The 18035-nt window shown below is 69.7% G+C and carries 18 protein-coding genes and 2 pseudogenes; 13 read left to right on the top strand and 7 right to left on the bottom strand.

The window, feature by feature from the left end; genetic code table 11:
* Positions 1 to 27 precede the first annotated feature (27 nt).
* Both ACF06X_RS27245 and ACF06X_RS27240 read left to right on the top strand, forming a co-directional pair.
* Positions 28 to 864 (top strand): EamA family transporter, encoded by an 837-nt coding sequence (locus tag ACF06X_RS27245; RefSeq protein WP_392289921.1) that lies wholly within the window; start codon positions 28 to 30, stop codon positions 862 to 864.
* Between the two features lie 72 nt (positions 865 to 936).
* Positions 937 to 1584 carry an FMN-binding negative transcriptional regulator gene (locus tag ACF06X_RS27240; protein WP_392289920.1) on the top strand — a complete coding sequence of 216 codons (648 nt, stop codon included), beginning with the start codon at positions 937 to 939 and terminating at the stop codon, positions 1582 to 1584.
* Positions 1585 to 1709: 125 nt separating this feature from the next.
* Here ACF06X_RS27240 and ACF06X_RS27235 read toward each other — a convergent pair whose 3' ends face one another.
* From ACF06X_RS27235 to ACF06X_RS27225, 3 genes are all read right to left on the bottom strand, one after another.
* On the bottom strand, positions 1710 to 2249 hold the full coding sequence (locus ACF06X_RS27235; RefSeq protein ID WP_392289919.1) for an FxLYD domain-containing protein: 540 nt from the start codon (positions 2247 to 2249) through the stop codon (positions 1710 to 1712).
* 460 nt (positions 2250 to 2709) lie between these two features.
* Entirely contained in the window at positions 2710 to 3360 is a 651-nt protein-coding gene (locus ACF06X_RS27230; RefSeq protein WP_392289918.1) for a response regulator, read from the bottom strand.
* A 4-nt stretch (positions 3361 to 3364) separates the two neighbouring features.
* Positions 3365 to 4540 (bottom strand): sensor histidine kinase, encoded by a 1176-nt coding sequence (locus ACF06X_RS27225; protein WP_392289917.1) that lies wholly within the window; start codon positions 4538 to 4540, stop codon positions 3365 to 3367.
* A 108-nt stretch (positions 4541 to 4648) separates the two neighbouring features.
* Between ACF06X_RS27225 and ACF06X_RS27220 the strand changes: the two genes are divergently transcribed.
* The 6 genes and pseudogenes from ACF06X_RS27220 (at position 4649) to ACF06X_RS27195 (ending at position 8378) form a co-directional block, all read left to right on the top strand.
* Positions 4649 to 5560 (top strand): ABC transporter ATP-binding protein, encoded by a 912-nt coding sequence (locus ACF06X_RS27220; RefSeq protein ID WP_392289916.1) that lies wholly within the window; start codon positions 4649 to 4651, stop codon positions 5558 to 5560.
* 33 nt (positions 5561 to 5593) lie between these two features.
* A complete protein-coding gene (locus ACF06X_RS27215; protein ID WP_392289915.1) occupies positions 5594 to 6343 on the top strand; it encodes an ABC transporter permease in 750 nt (249 codons plus the stop codon).
* Between the two features lie 137 nt (positions 6344 to 6480).
* The gene (locus ACF06X_RS27210; RefSeq protein ID WP_392289914.1) at positions 6481 to 6891 is read left to right on the top strand and encodes a VOC family protein; all 411 of its coding nucleotides are present in this window, start codon (positions 6481 to 6483) and stop codon (positions 6889 to 6891) included.
* Positions 6892 to 6979: 88 nt separating this feature from the next.
* A pseudogene (locus ACF06X_RS27205) lies at positions 6980 to 7288 on the top strand (helix-turn-helix transcriptional regulator); the annotation flags it as partial.
* A gap of 219 nt (positions 7289 to 7507) precedes the next feature.
* A complete protein-coding gene (locus ACF06X_RS27200; protein ID WP_392290187.1) occupies positions 7508 to 8176 on the top strand; it encodes a glyoxalase in 669 nt (222 codons plus the stop codon).
* A gap of 55 nt (positions 8177 to 8231) precedes the next feature.
* Positions 8232 to 8378: a hypothetical protein gene (locus tag ACF06X_RS27195; RefSeq protein WP_392289913.1), complete on the top strand. Its 147-nt coding sequence runs from the start codon at positions 8232 to 8234 to the stop codon at positions 8376 to 8378.
* Between the two features lie 191 nt (positions 8379 to 8569).
* Here ACF06X_RS27195 and ACF06X_RS27190 read toward each other — a convergent pair whose 3' ends face one another.
* Entirely contained in the window at positions 8570 to 8974 is a 405-nt protein-coding gene (locus ACF06X_RS27190) for a type II toxin-antitoxin system PemK/MazF family toxin (protein ID WP_392290186.1), read from the bottom strand.
* Positions 8975 to 9140: 166 nt separating this feature from the next.
* Between ACF06X_RS27190 and ACF06X_RS27185 the strand changes: the two are divergent.
* From ACF06X_RS27185 to ACF06X_RS27170, 4 genes and pseudogenes are all read left to right on the top strand, one after another.
* Positions 9141 to 9959: pseudogene (locus tag ACF06X_RS27185) on the top strand (hypothetical protein).
* Between the two features lie 372 nt (positions 9960 to 10331).
* Complete coding sequence (locus ACF06X_RS27180; RefSeq protein ID WP_392289912.1) at positions 10332 to 11612, top strand: extracellular solute-binding protein; 1281 nt, start codon at positions 10332 to 10334, stop codon at positions 11610 to 11612.
* Between the two features lie 299 nt (positions 11613 to 11911).
* On the top strand, positions 11912 to 12460 hold the full coding sequence (locus ACF06X_RS27175; RefSeq protein ID WP_392289911.1) for a CchlQ: 549 nt from the start codon (positions 11912 to 11914) through the stop codon (positions 12458 to 12460).
* 138 nt (positions 12461 to 12598) lie between these two features.
* Entirely contained in the window at positions 12599 to 13576 is a 978-nt protein-coding gene (locus ACF06X_RS27170) for a MerR family transcriptional regulator (RefSeq protein WP_392289910.1), read from the top strand.
* A 70-nt stretch (positions 13577 to 13646) separates the two neighbouring features.
* Here the strand turns inward: ACF06X_RS27170 and ACF06X_RS27165 are convergent, their stop codons facing one another.
* A complete protein-coding gene (locus ACF06X_RS27165; RefSeq protein WP_392289909.1) occupies positions 13647 to 14669 on the bottom strand; it encodes a GlxA family transcriptional regulator in 1023 nt (340 codons plus the stop codon).
* A gap of 168 nt (positions 14670 to 14837) precedes the next feature.
* Here ACF06X_RS27165 and ACF06X_RS27160 point away from each other — a divergent pair, with 168 nt between their 5' ends.
* Positions 14838 to 15653, top strand: coding sequence for a dienelactone hydrolase family protein (locus tag ACF06X_RS27160; RefSeq protein ID WP_392289908.1), 816 nt, complete (start codon positions 14838 to 14840; stop codon positions 15651 to 15653).
* Between the two features lie 60 nt (positions 15654 to 15713).
* Here ACF06X_RS27160 and ACF06X_RS27155 read toward each other — a convergent pair whose 3' ends face one another.
* Positions 15714 to 16505 carry a DUF4239 domain-containing protein gene (locus ACF06X_RS27155; protein ID WP_392289907.1) on the bottom strand — a complete coding sequence of 264 codons (792 nt, stop codon included), beginning with the start codon at positions 16503 to 16505 and terminating at the stop codon, positions 15714 to 15716.
* A gap of 600 nt (positions 16506 to 17105) precedes the next feature.
* Entirely contained in the window at positions 17106 to 18002 is an 897-nt protein-coding gene (locus ACF06X_RS27150) for an ArsR/SmtB family transcription factor (RefSeq protein WP_392289906.1), read from the bottom strand.
* Positions 18003 to 18035: the final 33 nt, after the last annotated feature.

Below are 18035 nucleotides of genomic sequence, written 5' to 3'. Positions count from 1 at the left end.
ATTGAAATAGTAAGGGATGTACGTACCGTGATCGCTCTGCTGCTGGCCCTGGGCAGCTCCCTCGCCTACGGCTGCGCCGATTTCCTCGGCGGCCTCGGCGCCCGCAAGGCGCATGTCCTGCGCACCGTGATGATCGCGGCTCCGGCCTCGCTCGCGGTCGAGCTCCTGCTGTGGCCGTTCCTCGGCGCCACGTTCAGCGCCGGCGCCGTCGCCTGGGGCGCCGCATCCGGGGTCGCCTCGGCCGCCGCGTTCGCGCTGCTCTACCGCACTCTGGCGATCGGCCCGATGAACGTGCTCTCGCCCGTCACCGCCCTGGTCTCCGCCATGCTGCCTGTCGGGGTGGGGCTGCTCCAGGGCGAGCACCTGGGCATGGCCGGGCTGATCGGGCTGCCGCTCGCCCTGGCCGCGGTCGTCCTGGTCAGCGCCGGCCACGGCGCCGGATCGGCCCGCCCGTCCCGTACCGCTCTGTTGCTGGCCCTCGGCGCGGGCGCCGCGATCGCCCTGCAGCTGATCTTTCTGCACCAGGCGCCGTCCGACAGCGGCGTGGCCCCGCTGATCGTGGGCCGGGCGGTCTCCTCGGCCGTCACCCTGGCCGCGGCAGGGATGATGTACCGCAAGCTGGGCTCGGAGAAGCCCGCGTACGCGATGTCGGCCACCGCGGGCGTACTGGATTCGGTGGCCAACCTGCTGTTCCTGCTCGCCGCCCGCAGCGGGGACCTCGCGGTGGTCGCGGTGATCACAGCCCTCTACCCGGCCGGCACCGTGCTGCTCGCCCGGAGTGTGCTCGCCGAACGCATTTACCGTGGTCAGCTCGTCGGCCTGGGCGCCGCCGCTGTCGCCGTCAGCCTCCTCGCCCTCACCTGACCACCCCTTATCGCCCCACGTCCGTACCACCGCACCGCCGCACCACCATCGCCCCCTCGCAAGGAGACCAGCATGTTCATCCAGCCCTGGGACGCCGGCCTGGACGAAGCCGAATGGCAGACCTGGATCGCCGAAGGCCACGACTTCGGCCTCCTGAGCGTCAACGGCCTGCCAGGCCAGGCGCCCGCCGCCGTCCCCACCCACTTCACCAGCGACCCCGGCCACCTCCTGATCCACCTCGCCCGCCCCAACCCGGTCTGGAAGGCGATCGGACACGACCCCAACGTCCTGTTCACCGTCTTCGGCGACTACGCCTTCATCCCCGGCCCATGGCGCGCCAAGCCCGACACGCCTCCCACCGACGGCGTCCCCACCAGCTACTACACCGCCGTCCAGTTCACCTGCCGCGCCCACATCGTCGACGACCCCGAGGCCAAGGCCGAACTGCTGCGCCGCCAGCTCGCCCACTTCCAGCCGGACGGTGACCACGCCCCCGTCGCCGTCGACCAGCCCCCGTACGGGCGGATGCTGCCCGGCATCCGCGGCCTGCGCCTGGAAGTCATCGACGTACGGGCCAAGTTCAAGTACGACGACCACAAGCCCCTCGAACACCGCACCACGGTCGCCGACCACCTCACCGAACGCGGCCAGGGCCTCGACCTCCCCGTAGCCCAGCAGCAGCTCCGCCGCCTGGACCGCCTCGGCCCCTGGAAACCCTGACCACCGGCCCGCTGTGCGGGAAGCCGCCCGCGTCCACCGGGGCGGCCCCCGCCTGGTGGAGAAGCCGGCCCGGGATCCGGAACTCCGGTGGCCATCGGATGGAAGCCGGAGCGATCGCGGCATGGTCAGGACGCGTACCGGGTGACGTCCGTGATCCGGCATGTGATCTTGCTCGTGATCTGGTCCAGGCCTTGCGCTGTTACCTCCGACTGCTGTCCAGGAGCCACGTTGTTGGTCGCCGCTGTCGCCTCGCTCAGACGCGTATTGGACGCATCGACGAATTCGACCTGCACGACGTAGTTACTGGCCTTGCTGGAGCGATTGGTGATCGTCAGCTCTGCGCTGGGCCAATTGGTGGCCGAGTCGACCTCGCATGCCGTGATCCTCACGTCCCCTCGGGGGCCGCTGTCCGTCTGCGGTTCCTTTGAGGTCGGTGTCCTTCCTGCCGTGGGCTGGGTGGCTGGGCTCGTATGGGGCTGATCCGGCTCGCCGTCGTCCCCTCCTCCAATAGCCAGGAGGGCGATGATCAGCACGACGACCAGCACGATCGCACCAAGACACGAGAAGCCGATGATCTTTCCCGTGTTGCCCTTGCGAGGAGACCGCGGTCCGCCCTGACCCGGTGACGGTTGGCCCCAACCGGGCTGCGGCTCTGGATGCGACATGTGGACAGCGTCCACTTGGGGCCGTCAGGCCGCATCCGGACTGCTCTGAACGGCCCAGGCTGTTCCTCCACGGTCGGCCGCCTCCCCGGAGTGCACCCTCGGATCGACATCAGGAACGTCTCGCCTGCTGCTCGCCCGCAGCCGGGCCCGCCCGGGACTGCTGTCAGGGGATGTGCGGCCCAAGGGCCGGCAACATGTTGGTGCGGACATGGAACCGGCACTTCCGTGCAGGGCGGGGGAGGAGCACATCAGGCTGTTCTGGCGCCCGGCCCGAGGCCGCCCATGGATCTGCCGCGTGCTCCGTAGAGGGGCGCGCCGATACTCGGCGTCGAAGCCGGCGCTCAGCATCGCTACCACCGATCGTGGGGCGCTGGAGATCGAAGTGTTCTTGCGGCAGACGGCGCGGCCGCCCTCGACCGGCTGCCGTAGTCCCAGCCGAGCGGGGAGCCGGTCACATCTCTCAGGCCGGGGCGACGAATCCCGACTCGTACGCCGTGATCACCGCCTGGGTCCGGTCGCGTGCTCCGAGCTTGCCCAGGATCGCGCTCACATGAGACTTCACCGTTTCCGTACCGACGATCAGCTCGCGGGCGATCTCCACATTGGTCAGCCCCTTCGCCATCAGCCGCAGAACCGCCTCTTCCCGTTCCGTCAGCGAAGCCCGCTCCAGCGCCGCCCGCGCCTGCCGGTTCCCGTACTCCGCAGCGAGGGCTCGTACCGCTGCCGGGAACAGCAGCGTCTCGCCCTCCGCGACCAGGCGCACCGCGTGCACGATCTCCGACGGCCTGGCCCGCTTGAGGAGGAAGCCGTCCGCGCCGGCCCGCAGCGCCTGGTACACGTACTCGTCATTTTCGAACGTGGTCACCACGAGGATCTTCGGCGGGGAGTCCACGGTCCGCAGGACCGCCCGAGTGGCCTCGATCCCGTCGAGCAGAGGCATCCGCACGTCCATGGCGACCACATCCGGCCGCAGCTGCCGGACGAGGGGGACCACCGAGGCGCCGTCCGCAGCCTCACCCACCACCTCGATGTCGGGCTGGGCATCCAGGACGGCACGCAGACCCGCGCGCACCAGGGGTTCGTCATCGACGAGCAGTACGGTAACCGGCATCCGGTCAGCCTATTCGCTCCAGCGGAAGCCGCGCGCGTACCCTCCAACTGCCTGCGAACGGTCCGGTGTCGGCCTCGCCGCCGAGCAAAGCTGCCCGCTCTCTCATCCCCCGCAGGCCGCTCCCGGTGCCGCTCATGAGGGTGGGCCGCTCCGGAAGTGGGTTGATCACCTCGAGAATGAGGCGCTCGGAGGTCACCTCCACCCGCACCCGGACCGGAACGGGGCCGCAGTGACGCAACACATTGGTGAGGGCCTCCTGCAGGATCCGGTAGCCCTCCCGGGTGACCGGCCCCGGCAACTTCTCCAGCGAGCCCCTCAGTTCGGCGTCGACCACCGATCCAGAGGCCCGGGCCGACTCCAGCAGGCGGTCGGCCTCCGCCAGCGTCGGCCGCTGAGAAGGCGCCTGCGACGACTCCCGCAGAACGAGCAGGACTCGTTCCAGATCCTCCAACGCCGACCGCCCCGTCTCCTCGATCGCGCTCAGAGCCCGGTCGGTGAAATCCGGGTCGCCCGCGGCCCGCGCCGCCCCCGCCTGCACCACCGCCACGGTCAGCGCATGCCCGATCGAGTCGTGCAGCTCCCGGGCGATACGGGTACGCTCCAGCAACTGCTCCGTACGGGCCTCCAGCGCGCTCATCCGCTCGGCCGCGGAAGGCCCGAGCAGTCGGCGGGCGATCGCCGTGATCAGCTCACCCAGCACCACGACAATGACGCCGAGCAGTACCAACGGCAGGGGCGCGAGCAGACCCGCCGCCCAGCGTGAAGGCGTGAACGGCACGATGGGGTCAGGGTTGATCGGCTGCCCCAGCGCGATGCAGATCAACTCGATGGTGATCAACGGCAGCCACACCGTCGCGAAAATGGCGGGAAACGAGACGACAAGCCGTATCTCCACCCACAACAGTGTCCGCCACCGGTCGCCCCACCGAACGGAGCGGGCGGCGCTGATGCCGCTGTCGGACGAGTCCTGGTCATGGGGTGTGAGCAGGAACCGCGCCTGCAGCCCCTCGGCCAGCCGCATCCAGGGCATCAGCCCCAGCGGTATGACGATCAGCAGCGGAAACCACGGAGCGTCGGGCTCGATGAACAACCAGACGGCCAGCATCAGTATCGGCACGCACAGGTGCAACCAGCGTGAATAGGTCACTGGTTGAAACGGCGCACGCAAGACTCGGTACATGTCCCCATCGTTGCAGCGTCGGGGCCCCGGCCGTCTCCCCCACGTGGGGGAGACGGGACCCTCGCATGGGGGAGGAAGGAGGGTGGGGCCGGCGGCGAGTCTTGAGCCATGAACAACATCGAGATCCGAGAACTGACAAAGGACTACGGCACCGCCCGTGCCCTGGACCGCCTCACCTTCGACGTCCTGCCCGGGCGGGTCACCGGATTCCTCGGACCCAACGGTGCCGGCAAGTCCACCACGATGCGCCTCCTGCTGGGCCTGGACCGGATCACCTCCGGTACCGCCACCATCGGCGGACAGCGCTTCCCCGACCTGCCCGACCCACTCCGCAGGGTGGGCGCGCTCCTGGACGCGCAAGCCGCCCACGGGGGGCGCACCGCCCGGGACCACCTCCGCTTCCTCGCCGCCGCGAACCGCCTCCCCGTTCGCAGGGTCGAGGAGGTCCTGGAGCAGGTCGGCATCGCGGAGGCGGCCAAGAAGCGGATCAAGACTTTCTCTCTCGGCATGCGGCAGCGCCTCGGCATAGCAGGCGCACTCCTGGGCAACCCCGACGTGCTGCTGTTGGACGAGCCCACCAACGGACTCGACCCCGAGGGCATCATCTGGATCCGGGAACTCATGCGGGCGCTGGCCGCCGAAGGACGCACGGTGCTGGTCTCCAGCCACCTGATGTCCGAAACGGCGTCCCTGGCAGATCACCTGGTCGTGCTCGGTCGGGGGAGGCTCCTGGCTGACACCTCGATGAAGGAGTTCATCGAGTCCCGCAGCACCCCCAGGGTGCGGCTGCGTACCTCTGATCCGATACGCCTGCGCGCCGCGCTGGCCCGGCAGGGTCTGGAGATGGCGGCCACCGACGACGGGCGCTGGAGCGTCGACGGGATACAGGCCGAGCAGATCGGCGCCATGGCCGCCCGTGAAGGCATCCCCATGCTCGAACTCTCCGACGAGCGCGCCTCACTGGAGCAGGCCTACCTCGATCTCACCGCCGACCACACCGAGTTCTCCGCCACCCGCTGACTCTTCCTTTCAACCTCTGAGGAGGCTAGGCCCATGAGCACCGCTCTGCCCACCGTCCCCGTCCTGCACTCGGAATGGATCAAGATACGGTCCCTGCGCGGCACCTTCGGCGCGCTGGTGGCGGTCATCGTCGCCACCGTCGGGATCCAGGTGCTGACAGCCGCGGCCATCGGCCAGGCCGAGGCCGGCAGCATGGGGGAGGATCCACTTCTGGCCGCGTTCTACGGCATCAACTTCGGCCAGATAGCTGCCATGGCCTTCGGAGCGACCGCCCTGTCTTCCGAGTTCCACAACGGCGCCCTGCGTACGTCGTTGGCGGCGGTCCCGAACCGCACGCGCTTCTACCTGTCGAAGATCGCCATGGTGGGTGGCCTCGCCTTTGTGGCGGGCCAGATAGCCGGGTTCGCCACCTTCCTGGCAGGCCAAGCCTTCATGGGCCCGTACGCACTGGCGATGGGAGACCCAGGAACCTACAGGGCGATCGTCGGTTGTGGCATGTACCTCACCCTGATGGCCCTGTTGGCAGCTGGAGTGACGGCGGTGCTGCGCAGTGCGGCGGCGGTCCTGAGCCTGCTCATACCCTTCGTTCTGATGGTGTCGTTCGTCATCGGTGCGACGGCCGGGGGCGTGGCCCAGTTCCTGCCGGACCGGGCAGGGCAGCTCGTGATGCGTCTGGAGATGCCCGGGGATCTTGGGCCATGGACAGGGCTGGGGGTTCTGGCCCTGTGGGCGGCGGCCGCTCTGGTCGGTGGCTGGCTTGCGGTGCGCCGCCGCGACGCGTGACACCGAGCCAGCCAGTTCGTGGTGCACCTGATGAACCGGAGGAGGGCTTGCGACAGTGCACGTGAATGTCCGAGTGCGGCCGGATCGATCAGGAATCGAGAAGCGCGGGACATGGAGCCGCTTCTAGCCTCCTCGGCATGGACATCTCCATTCACACGAGTTCCCTTCCGCACGACGACCCGGACGCGTCGCTCGCCTTCTACCGCGACGTCCTCGGATTCGAGGTCCGCAGCGACGTCGGGCAGGGCAGGATGCGCTGGATCACGGTCGGCCCGGCCGGCCAGCCCGAAACGTCCCTCCTCCTGGCGCCGCCGGCCGCCGACCCGGGAGTCACCGAGGACGAGCGCCGCACCATCGCCGAGATGATGGCCAAGGGCACCTACGGCTGGATCCTGCTGGCCACCCCGGACCTCGACGCCACGTTCGAGAAGGTCCAGGCCGGTGACACCGAGGTCGTCCAGGAGCCGACCGAGCAGCCGTACGGCATCCGTGACTGTGCCTTCCGAGACCCGGCCGGCAATCTGATCCGCATCCAGGAGCTTCGCTGAGCAGTGCGGGCATCGATGCGGCCGTACCAGCCGGCACCCCCGGGGGCTCGTAGGCGTCGATGGAAGAGGAAAGAAAGGGGATTGCTCTATGTGCCGGCCCGAGTGGCGGCGTGCACGCGTCGAGGCGCAGCGCCTGACCGATCTCGCGCGGCTCCGCCGCGTCCGTGACCGGATCTACAGGGAGTACGCGCAGCCGCTGAACGTGGAGGCGCTCGCCCGCGATGTGAACATGTCCGCCGGGCACCTCAGCCGGCAGTTCCAGGCCGCATACGGCGAGTCGCCGTATGCGTACCTGATGACGCGTCGCGTTGAGCGCGCGACGGCGCTGCTGCGGCGTGGCGACCTCAGCGTCACCGAGGTCTGCTTAGCGGTCGGCTGCCCGTCGCCGGGCACGTTCAGTACCCGATTCACCCAGCTCGTCGGCCTGTCGCCCGGAGCCTTCCGAGGCCGAGCGGCGGATGCGGCGGCCGACCGTGCCGATGCCGCAAGTACGGCCGGTCATGCGGGGGGCCTGCGGTCACGGTGGAGGGGAGGCCGAGTTGTGTGCGAAGCAGGTGACAAGACCGGTCAGGAATCGAGAAGCCCCGGCCGCCGAGCAGCCCATAGCGTGATGGCCATGGCAACCACCGCTTCCACCACCACTCTCGCATCCGTCACCATCGAGGTGCCGATCCCCGAGGCCGCCCACCGCTTCTACACAGCCTTCGGAGTGGACACACACGTACGCCTGCGGGCGTCCGAGGCCCACTCCACCGGATTCCGCAGCTTCACCCTGGCGCTCACGGTGTCCCGGCCTGCCACCGTCGACGGCTTCCTCGGCGCCGCCGTGGACGCCGGTGCCACGGTGCTGAAGCCCGCCGCGAAGTCGCTGTGGGGCTACGGCGGCGTAGTTGCGGCACCGGACGGGACGATCTGGAAGGTCGCGACCTCCGCGAAGAAGGACACGGGCCCGGCCACCCGCGAGATCGACGAGATCGTCCTCCTGCTCGGCGTCGAGGACGTGAAGGCAAGCAAGCAGTTCTACGTCGGCCGAGGCCTGGCCGTGGCAAGGAGCTTCGGCGGCAAGTACGCCGAGTTCGTCTCCGGCGGAGCCAGCCCCGTCAAGCTGGCGCTGTACAAGCGCCGTGGCCTGGCTAGGGACCTCGGTGTCGCCGCCGACGGCACCGGCTCCCACCGCATCGGCCTTGGCAGCACCGCCGGCTCCTTCACCGACCCGGACGGATTCGCCTGGGAGGCTGCCCCATCGCTCACCCCCGCGCCGTCCACGGCGTCCGCACCGTCCTGACTCCCCGAGTCTCCCGCCTCGACCTGCCTCATCCCTGTCCCGAGAGGAATCTGCCATGCAGCACACCAAAGCTTCGGCCGAGAGCTCCGGCACCACCGCACTCGACGACGGCACCATGTGGCCGACCTCCTACGCCCTGAAGGAGCTGACCGCAGCCGACGAACAACGCATCAGCGCGCTCGTCAAGAAGGCGGTGGAGTGAGGCCGGTCGGGGTGGATGGGTGGGAATCGAATGGGGGCCGCCGTACTGGAGAGGGAGCGCATTGCGAGTGCCGCGCGCCCGCATCGTGCCGGCCGTTGCTGTCAGCGCGGACGCTGCGATCGACCGCCCGACGTGGACAGCCCCTGCGTCGCTTAGACGTGGCCAGGTGCGGGCGTCGGCTCCTTCTCCGTCTACCCGAGTTCACCGCGACGGAGGGCGTCCCTTATCTCGCTGAGCTTCGCGGTCGTTGCCGGGGTCCGCTCCTGTGCTTGTTCAGCGAGTCGGAGGGCATCGTCGATCTCGCTGAGCTTCCTGGAGGGCAGGATGGCCGCCCGCTCTATCAGGTCGTCCCGGGACACGGTGGTCAGCCACGTGCACGGGGTGAAGCCTGGACGCGGGAACGCGAGCCGCAGCACGCCTTCGAGCGGCAGCCCTTCACCGGCGCCGACCGTCACTTCGATGCCCAGACCGCTGATGTCGAGGCCCGCCGGAGCGACGACCTGCATCACCTCGAACCCGGACGCGTCGTCTCCTGACAGCAGTACGACCAACCTCCGCTCGTCGAACTGGACCCACCAGACTTCGCCACGTTGCACAAGCCCTCCGATACACAGGACGGCAGGCAGACGCTGCGCGACCTGACGCGGTGTGGAGACGGGTGCGGCCACCGTTGATCGCCGGTGCGTGAAGACAAACGATCACGCGGTGGCCGCAGGTCACAGCGTAGACCCTGCCTGCTGTCAAGAGGCGTTCGAGGGCCTGATGAGCCGGATAGCGGGACATTTCACACGGGTCGAATCCCGACGCCGGGCCCGGAAGTTGGTACTCGGCCTGTTGTCGGACCTGCTCGGGAGGGCGAAGTGGGATGCCGACCAGGTCCGCGACGAGGTGGGTCACTACGTGGTGGAGCATCTGCACGACGACGAGGCGGTGCTGGTGGTCGACGAGACCGGCGACGTGAAGAAGGTGGCCTGCTCGCGCGAAGTCACCACAGGCGCCGGAGGTTTCGCGCCGACATGTTGGCCAGGAAGGTGCCCAAGAGGGCCTGGCAGAAGCTGTCCGCAGGGGTCGGAGCCGAGGACCCACCGCTTCTACGACTGGGCCGTCATCGACCTCACCGATCCCCGGCCCGAGAGCCGGCAGCTGCTGATCCGCCGCAACCGCAGCACCGGCGAACGTGCCTACTACCGCTGCCACTCGCCTGCCGCAGTGCCGCTGACCACCCTGGTGCGCGTCGCTGGATCAAGGTGGCGGGTCGAGGAGTTTTTCCAGTCCGGCAAGGGCCTGGCGGCCCTGGGCGAGCACCAGGTCCGCCGCTACCCGTCCTGGTCCCGCTGGGTCACCCTGGCCATGCTCGCGCATGCCTTCCTCGCTGTCCTCCGCGCGAACGAACACGAGGGTCATCCCTCGCCCGACGAGCTGATACCGCTCACTTGTGACGAGATCCAACGACTGTTCATCACGCTCGTCAACCGGACCGTCTTTGACCCTGTCCACCGACTTCGCCGGCCCGTCTGGCGACGCCGCCACCAGGCCCGATCCCAGACCATCCACTACCGGCGTCAAGCCGCTCAAGCATGAAGATCACGATCTGCGGCCGTAGTACTGAACGCGTACGGAGTGGCGCCGTTCCTGAAATCGACCGTTGGGGACGAGTTCCACGTGATCCTGCTCGGCATCACGTTCTCGGCGGCGGCCACAGCGGTCCCGGCGTCGGTGGCGGGGCGAAAGCGTCAGTTTGGCCATCCTTTCGTCAATGCTCCATCCGGGAGTCGCGTTGGACACCGTGGAGGGTTCTACGCGCGTCGGAATCGGCGACGGTATATCGGAAAACACCAGTCGCAATCGGCGCAGTTGGAGAAATGGCCACAACCTTTGGTAAGGGGGCGCAATCCGCCCCTGGCCAGGAGAGAATTCCGGACGCACCATCCAAAAAAGCAAGAGGAAAAACCTGTGCGACCAAGACTCTTCGGCGCGACCGCCTCCGTGGCCGCACTCGGACTACTGGGCTCTCTCGTCACCGCCTGCGGCTCGTCCGGGAGCGGCGACGGGACGACACTGCGCCTGGTGGCCGCCGAGTACGGCAACAGCCCGGCGACCAGCTCCAAGGCGTACTGGGACAAACTGGCCGCCTCCTTCACCGCCGCCCACCCCGGCAAGAAGGTCGAGGTGACGCTCCATTCGTGGGCCGACGTCGACCGCGAGGTCACCCGCATGGTCGAGGAGGGCAACGCCCCCGACGTGGCCCTGATGGGCGCGTATTCCGACTTCGCTGCTCAGGGTCGCCTCTACGCCGCCAGTGAGCTGCTGTCGATCAAGGCGGAGGCGAACTTCCTGCCGGCGCTCGCGGAGGCGGGTTCGGTGGGCAACACCCTGTACGGCTTGCCCTTCGTGGCCAGCAGCCGGCTGCTCTTCTACAACGAGGAACTGTTCGACAAGGCCGGGGCGAAGCCGCCGAAGACCTGGTCGGACCTGAAGGAGGCGGCCGAGGCGCTGAAGGGGGAGGGCGTGCTCTATCCGTACGCCCTGCCGCTCGGCCCCGAGGAGGCGCACGCCGAAGCCCTGATCTGGGAACTGAGCAACGGCGGGGGGTACGCCGACAACAGCGGCGGCTACAGCATCGCCTCCGAGCAGAACACGCAGACATTCCGCTGGATCAAGGACAACCTGGTCGTGCCCGGTCTGACCGGCCCGGTTCCGCCGGCCGAGCTCAACCGGCAGGACGCCTTCGCCGCCTTTCTGCGTGGCGATGTGGGCATGCTCAACGGATACCCCTCGCTCCTCCACGAGGCGAGGGCGAAGGGCATGAAGGTCGGCACCCTGAGCATGCCGGTGTCGGACACGCTGCGAGACGGACAGGCCTTGCCGGCGGCAGGCGTCGCCGACTGGATGATGGCCTTCAAGCACGACGACAATCGTGAACTGGTGGGCTCTTTCCTGGAATTCGTCTACGAGGACAAGAACCTCAACGAGTTCGCCGGGCGCTACCACCTGTTGCCCTCGACGGTGTCCGCGACCCAGGCCTCCAAGGACGCGGCGGCGGACCCCAGCGGCGCTCAGTTCCTGAACGCACTGCGGGGTGCCGAGCTCTACCCGGTCAACGAACCGTCCTGGCTGCAGGCCAGCAACATCATCAAGCGGAACATCGGCAAGGCCGTCGCGCCGTCCGCCGACCCGAAGGCCGTGCTGGAGGGCATCGCCCAGCAGGTCGGGGACATAGCGAAGCAGAAGTAGGGGGCCGCCGGGATCTGTGGGCGGCCGCCCCATGCCGCACCCGGCGGTTTCATCCCTGGGCGAGGGGCGGCCTGCCGACAACTGACTCGTTGCTTCCGGACCGGACCGTCTCGGTGGACCCAACCGTCGTACGGGCCACGAGCATGCGGCCGGAGCCCTCAAGAAGGACTCTCAAGCAGCCCCGCTCTCCCTTTGCGCACGGTGGGCCCTGGCCGTCGGGCATGATCGGGGGCGGGACGGCGCGGAGGGCGCCCCTCCCGGAACACGGACTCGGGGGACACGGGGTGGAGTGGGGAACATTGGTCGCCACGCTGGGTGGCGGCCTGATCGCGATAGCGGGCACGGTGCTGGCCGACCGCCTGCGCACACGCCAGGAACACCGCCGCGGCCTTCAGGCGCGCCGCCGGGAGGTCTACACGGAGTTCATCACGGCGGCGGGCGCGGCCCACACCGAACTGCGCCGTCTCGCGCAGGACGGTGCCGGGGTGACCGACCTCGAGGAAGCAAGCCGCGCAGCGCTGACGGACGCCCGCGTCTACGAGGTGCGCGAGCGACTCTTCCTCGACGCCAGCGCACGGATCGCGGGCACGGGCCAGACCATGTTCGAACGCCTCCGTGCCCTGCGAAAGGCGGTCGCCGCCGGCGCCAGCATCTCGACGCCCGCTTTCCACGACATCTACCACCCCTACCTGGACGCCGTCTGGGCCTACCGGGAGGCCGTCCGCGACGAGTTGGAGGGCCACGCCCTGGCCCCGACCGACTTCGGCTGGTCGGCGTGGGACGGCCGAGAGCGCTGCCCCCACTGCCGGGAGCGCGGGGAGTTGAGCCAGAACCACGACCGCGGCTGAGCCGTACGACGCCTCTGGCCAGCAGCTTCGGACGGTCTCGGCCGGGCGGCCCAGCAGGGCACCAGGTTGTCCGCCAGTACGCCCTTGACCCGTCCCCCAAGGTCCGGGTTTAGCGTTCTGGACGACGAGGAGGTGCACATGCGTGCAGGTGAAGCGGCCGCGGCTGCCGGTGTGACGATCAAGGCGCTGCGCTACTACGAGGACTGCGGGCTGCTCAGCCCCGGCCGTACGACCAACGGCTACCGCGACTACACCGCGCAGGACGTCCGGCTGGCAGAGGAGATCCGCAGCCTCGGGGCGCTCGGCCTCACCCCCAAGGAGACGGGGCCATTTCTCGCGTGCCTGCGCGCGGGACACGACACGGGCGACCACTGCGTGGAGTCCCTGGCCGCCTACCAGCAGAAGATCGACGCCCTGGACCTTCTCGTCGCCCGGCTGACCCACAGCCGGGAACAGCTGATCCGCCGCCGAGACGCGGCGGCGCGCAGAGGCTTCCCCTCTTCCACCGACCCAGCGAAGGAATCCCACGAGATGCTTCCCACTGCCGACCCCCTGCCCGCCGGCCTGCCGACCCCGGTGGACGACGGCGCCGCCGCCCACCTGCCGGGCCGCACGCTCCCCGCCCTGTCGTTCGACGGCACGGACGGCAGCCATGTCCGCCTCGACGCGGTCTCCGACGGCCGCTGGGTGCTCTTCCTCTACCCGCTCACCGGAGACCCGGCCGCCGACATCCCCGAAGGCTGGAACGAGATCCCGGGCGCCCGCGGCTGCAGCCAGGAGGCCTGCAACTTCCGCGACAACCTCGACGCCCTACGCGCCGAGGGCATCGACCGCGTCCTCGCCCTGTCCTCCGACCGAGCCGATTACCAGCAGGCGCTCGTGGACCGCCTGCACCTGCCCTACCCGATGCTCTCCGACCCCCGGCTCACCCTCGCGGACGAGCTGAAGCTCCCGACGTTCGAGGCCAACGGCCAGACGCTCTACCGGCGCCTCACCCTCGTACTGCGCGGCACCACGATCGAGCACGTCTTCTACCCGGTCTTTCCGCCGGACACCCACGCCGAGGAGGTGGCGCAGTGGTTCCGGGACCACCGGGACGTGGAACCGAATCGGTGAGAGGCCACCATCCCGGCCCGCAGCCGTGCCGGCCGGCCCGCGGCAGACTCGCGCACGTGGGTGTGAAGGCCTAGACGTCGCCGTTCGGGGCGGATGTCCGGTCCGCGCGGCGGAAGGCGGCCCGGTAGGCGTTCGGCCGGTGGCCGGTGTGGCGGGCGAAGAGGGCGGCGAAGGTGCCGGGGTCCTGGTAACCGACGGCCGTGGCGACGGCGGCGACGGTACGGTCGGTCGTCTCCAGAAGATGACGGGCGCGGCGGACCCGGGAGGCCTGCAGATGGGCCAGCGGACTGCGTCCGGTCTCATCGGCGAAGCGGCGCAGCAGCGTACGAGTGCTGACCCCGAAGGCGTCCGCGAGCGCGGCGAGGTCGTACCGCTCGGCGAGGTTCTGATCGAGCCGCCGCATCACCCGCTGGGAGAACTCCCGGCCCGGCTGCGGGAGGAGCCGCGGGTCGACGTACGCGGTCTGCGAGGTCCGTGCGTCGAGGAGCGCCACCCGGGCGGTGGTACGGGCCACTCGGGCGCCGTTGTGCCGGCGGATCAGGTCCAGCGCGAAGTCGTACATCGCGCTGAAGGCGGCCGTGGTGGTCACCCCCGTGTCGGTGACGACCAAGTGCTCGGGCCGCACGTCGGCGTCCGGGCAGCGCCTGGCCAGTTCGCCGGCGTGCAGCCAGGAAGTGGTCGCCCTGCGGCGGTCGAGGAGCCCCGCCTCGGCGAGCAGAAACGCGCCGATACAGAGGGAGACGACGGTGGTGCCGGCGGCGGCCTGCGCGCGGATCGCCGCGACCTCGGGGGCGAGCCGCGCGAGCCGTGCGTCGAGGTCCGTGTCCGGGATCAGTTCGAATCCGGGGACCACGAGGACGTCGACCTTCCGCAAGGGACGCACGTCCAGGCTCGCGCCGCCCGAGGCGGTGACCCGGCGGCGGGGCGAGACGATCGTCACCCGGTAACCGGGGGCATCCGGTCCGGCGACATGCCCGGCCATCGTCAACACGTCGGGGACGCCGAACACTTCGGACGCGAAGCAGCCCGGATACGCCAGGACCCCGACCCGCAGCGCACCCAGGCCGCTACCGAGCCCGCTACCCGGGCCCACACCGTCCTCCGCCTGCCGCGCCTCCGCCCTCACTCCCGTACCCCCTGTGTCCCCGCCCCGTGTCGCCGAACACGTACGGCTCGACTCCCTCACGTGTGGCGAGATTACCCCTGACCTTGGCGATCTCGCCCCTCACCCGACGGCCGTCGTTCCCACCAGGCTGGCCCCATGAGCGAAGACGACCCGATCACCGACTTCATCCGCCGGACCGTGGCCGTAGAGGGGGTGGAGAAGACGGTGTACGTGGCCGGGGCCGGGCCCGCGGTCGTGGTGCTGCCCGAGATGCCGGGCATCAGCCCCGATGTCCTGCGGCTCGCACGCTGGGTGCGGGACGCGGGCTTCACCGTCCACGTGCCGTCCCTGTTCGGGAAGGACGGCGCCTTCCCCACGGTCGAAGGCGGCCGGGAGGTCGTCCGCCGCGCCTGTGTCAGCGCGGAGTTCCGCGCCTTCGCCGGGGGCGGTACGAGCCCGGTGACGGTCTGGCTGCGCGGCCTGGCACGCCAAGCCCACGCCGAGTGCGGCGGGCCAGGGGTGGGCGCGATCGGCCTGTGCTTCACCGGCAACTTCGCCCTCACCATGGCCCTGGAGCCCGCGGTGATCGCCCCGGTGGTCAACCACCCGTCGCTGCCGCTCGACGACCCCGGCGGACTCGAACTCGACGCGGCGGACGCGCGCGCGGTGCGGGACCGGCTCGACCGTGACGGACTCACGGTCCTCGCCTACCGCTTCGAGGGCGACCGCTGGTGCACGGGCCGGCGCTTCGCCGCCTACCGCGCCCTGCTCGGCGACGCCTTCGACGGGCGCGTCCTCCCGGCCGCCGCCGCCAACCCGGCCCCACCCCCCTTCTTCGCCGACCTGGTCGGCACACCACACAGCGTGGTCACCGCCCACCTCGTGGACGAGGCCGGCCACCCCACACTCCAGGCCCGCGACGAGATCCTCGCCTTCCTCACGGACCGTCTGTGTGTGTGCGGCCGACCGTGATCTCTGTGAGAGACAGCGGGCCTTGATGTGACCGGATGGCGGCCGTCCCGGTCCTCGCGGTCACGGGCCCCAGTACTGGGCGAGCGCTCCTTCTTGGTACGGAGCCGGGCTCACGCTGAGTTCGCCGGCGAACGGGCGGTCGAGGACGAGGACCAGGAGAAGGCTGAAGCCGATGAGGGCCGCGACCGAGGCGACGAAGAGGAGTTGGATGCGCAGCTTGCGCATGCCGTACAGGAAGGTGAGCGGAATGAGGACGAGCGCGCCGCCGAAGGCCAGGACCTGCAGCAGCGGGGGGAGTTCCTGCTCGGCCATGGTCAGGCGGGAGCGGCGCTGGGCGGCGACGTCGTTGAGATGGGCGACAGCCTCCTCGTAGAAGATCTCCTCGCGGGTGGTCTTCGGTTCGTACGCCTGCAGGGTGTCGAAGGCGGTCCGGAGGTGCCGTTCCGTGGCGCCGTAACTGGGCTGTCCCGCGCGCATGCGGGGCCACTGGTCCTCGACGACCGCGTGGACATAGCCGCTCAGGGCCGCGTCGAGGTCGGCGCGGACCGGGGGCGGGAAGGCCGCGGCGTCGCGGGCGATGAGCGCGATGTCGGTGGCCTCGGTCGCGACGATGGTCTGGGTGTTGTCCAGTTGGGTCCACAGGGTGACGATGACGAACGCGAGGATGATCCCGTAGATGGCGCCGAACATGCCCAGCGTCACCCCGACCATGTCGTTGTGCTCGCCCTCGGCCAGCGACGGGTACCTGCGCCGGAGCAGCACACTGCCGGCCACCGACACAGCGACGGTTCCGCCGACGGTGACCGCGGCCAGGGTGAAGGTGCTGAAATGATTGAGCAGCCAGAGCGACATGGGAGGGGAGTCTAGGGACGCGACGATCAACCGCGTCGCCGCCCGCGACGGCGCTCACCCCCGCTGATCACTCTCCTCGTCCTCCCGCCGCGGCGGTGAAGAGCGCCTTGCCGTTCACGCGGAGCGCCCGGACCCCCCTTTTCGCCATCCACACCAATCCACACCATCGAGTGAGCGCACGACCGGCCGGGCACCGCCGCCAGACTGCCTGCCGGCACCATCGAGCACTCCGGTCACGGATCCGAGTGCCGCGGCACCGATTGACCCTCCCACGGTGGGGTTGTCACCTCATCGCGAAGGCGTCGACTGCCTGTCGCACCGCAAGGGCGGTGCAGCCAAGCGCGCCGCCCCCGCATGAAGGATCGCGTCGTTCGTGGAGCTGCCACCTGGACTGGGCTCACGGCCGGATCTCCTGCGGGTCTCCTGCGACGTGGACGGCGGCGTCCTTGATGCTCGCGCGACTTCTCCACCGGCCGCAGGACGAACTGCGTCAAAAAAACAGCCGCCGCATGTGGGCCCCGGCGCACCATGCGGCACGGCCGTGCTCGCGTACGGACGCACCGTACCGAGGTCTAGTTGCTGGGTCTCGCGTCCGCTGATCTACCGCCGGCGTGGAGCGAACGGCATCGTGAGCAGTTGCGTGAGCGCGGTTCCGCGCTCCGTGGGAAGAAGGCGTACCTCTTTGCCGTGGCGCTCGCGGTGCAGGAGTCCGGCGGCCGCCAATTGCCGGCAGTGGTACGACGCGGTGCTGACGCCGACCTGGAGGTGCCGGGCGAGATCGCTGACGGTCGGTGTGTGCGGGAGGTATCGCAGGATCTCCGCGCGGACCTCGCCCAGAACAGCACCCAGTGCGTCGAGCTCACCGTCGGTACAAGAGCGATCGCCCCGACGGCCCGCGACGTTTCCGAGCCCTGGCACCGGATATCCGATCCACAGAACGTCGCCACGATCGGCTCCGTACATGCGAGCGCGGTAACCGGAGGCCAGCGGTACCAGGACGAGAGGTCGGCGACCGAGGTCGGTGAGGTGGCTGGGGCAGGGGTGGGGAAGTCGTAACGTGCCGTCCTCGTAGCGGAGTGCGCTGTCGAGACCGGTCAGGAGTGCGTCGAGCCCGCCCGTGACGGCGGCGACGCCGATCCGCTCTGTTTCTCGGCCTATGACTCTGTCCGCCTGTTTCCACAGAGGCGCGAAGGCGGCCCAGGCGGCATCGACGAGATGCCGGTACGCGGTGAGAAACCCGGCCGGGTCGTCCAGGAGGCGCCGCCAGCCCGGAGGCGTAGAGGTGGACTGGTGGGCGGACACCTCCGCGGCCAGGAGGTGGGGGTCCGTCTCGGCCAAGTCCTCGACGAGCGTGGACATGCTCGAGGCGCCGAGATTTCCGACGAGCGCGAGGCGGTCGGGCATCCAGCAGTCGCGTGAGGCAAGCATCGGACCTGCGATGGCGGCCGCGTGGGCGGGGATCGCGCGGCGGACGGTGTCCCGCCAGAGGGGTGGCATTCCGTGGTCGTGTCCTCCGAAAACGTCCTTCAG

Origin of the sequence: Streptomyces sp. NPDC015346, assembly GCF_043078785.1 — a bacterium.
Taxonomy (GTDB): domain Bacteria; phylum Actinomycetota; class Actinomycetes; order Streptomycetales; family Streptomycetaceae; genus Streptomyces.
The sequence above is the reverse complement of the archived record's forward strand: the minus strand, read 5'-3'. Positions and strand labels throughout refer to the sequence as shown.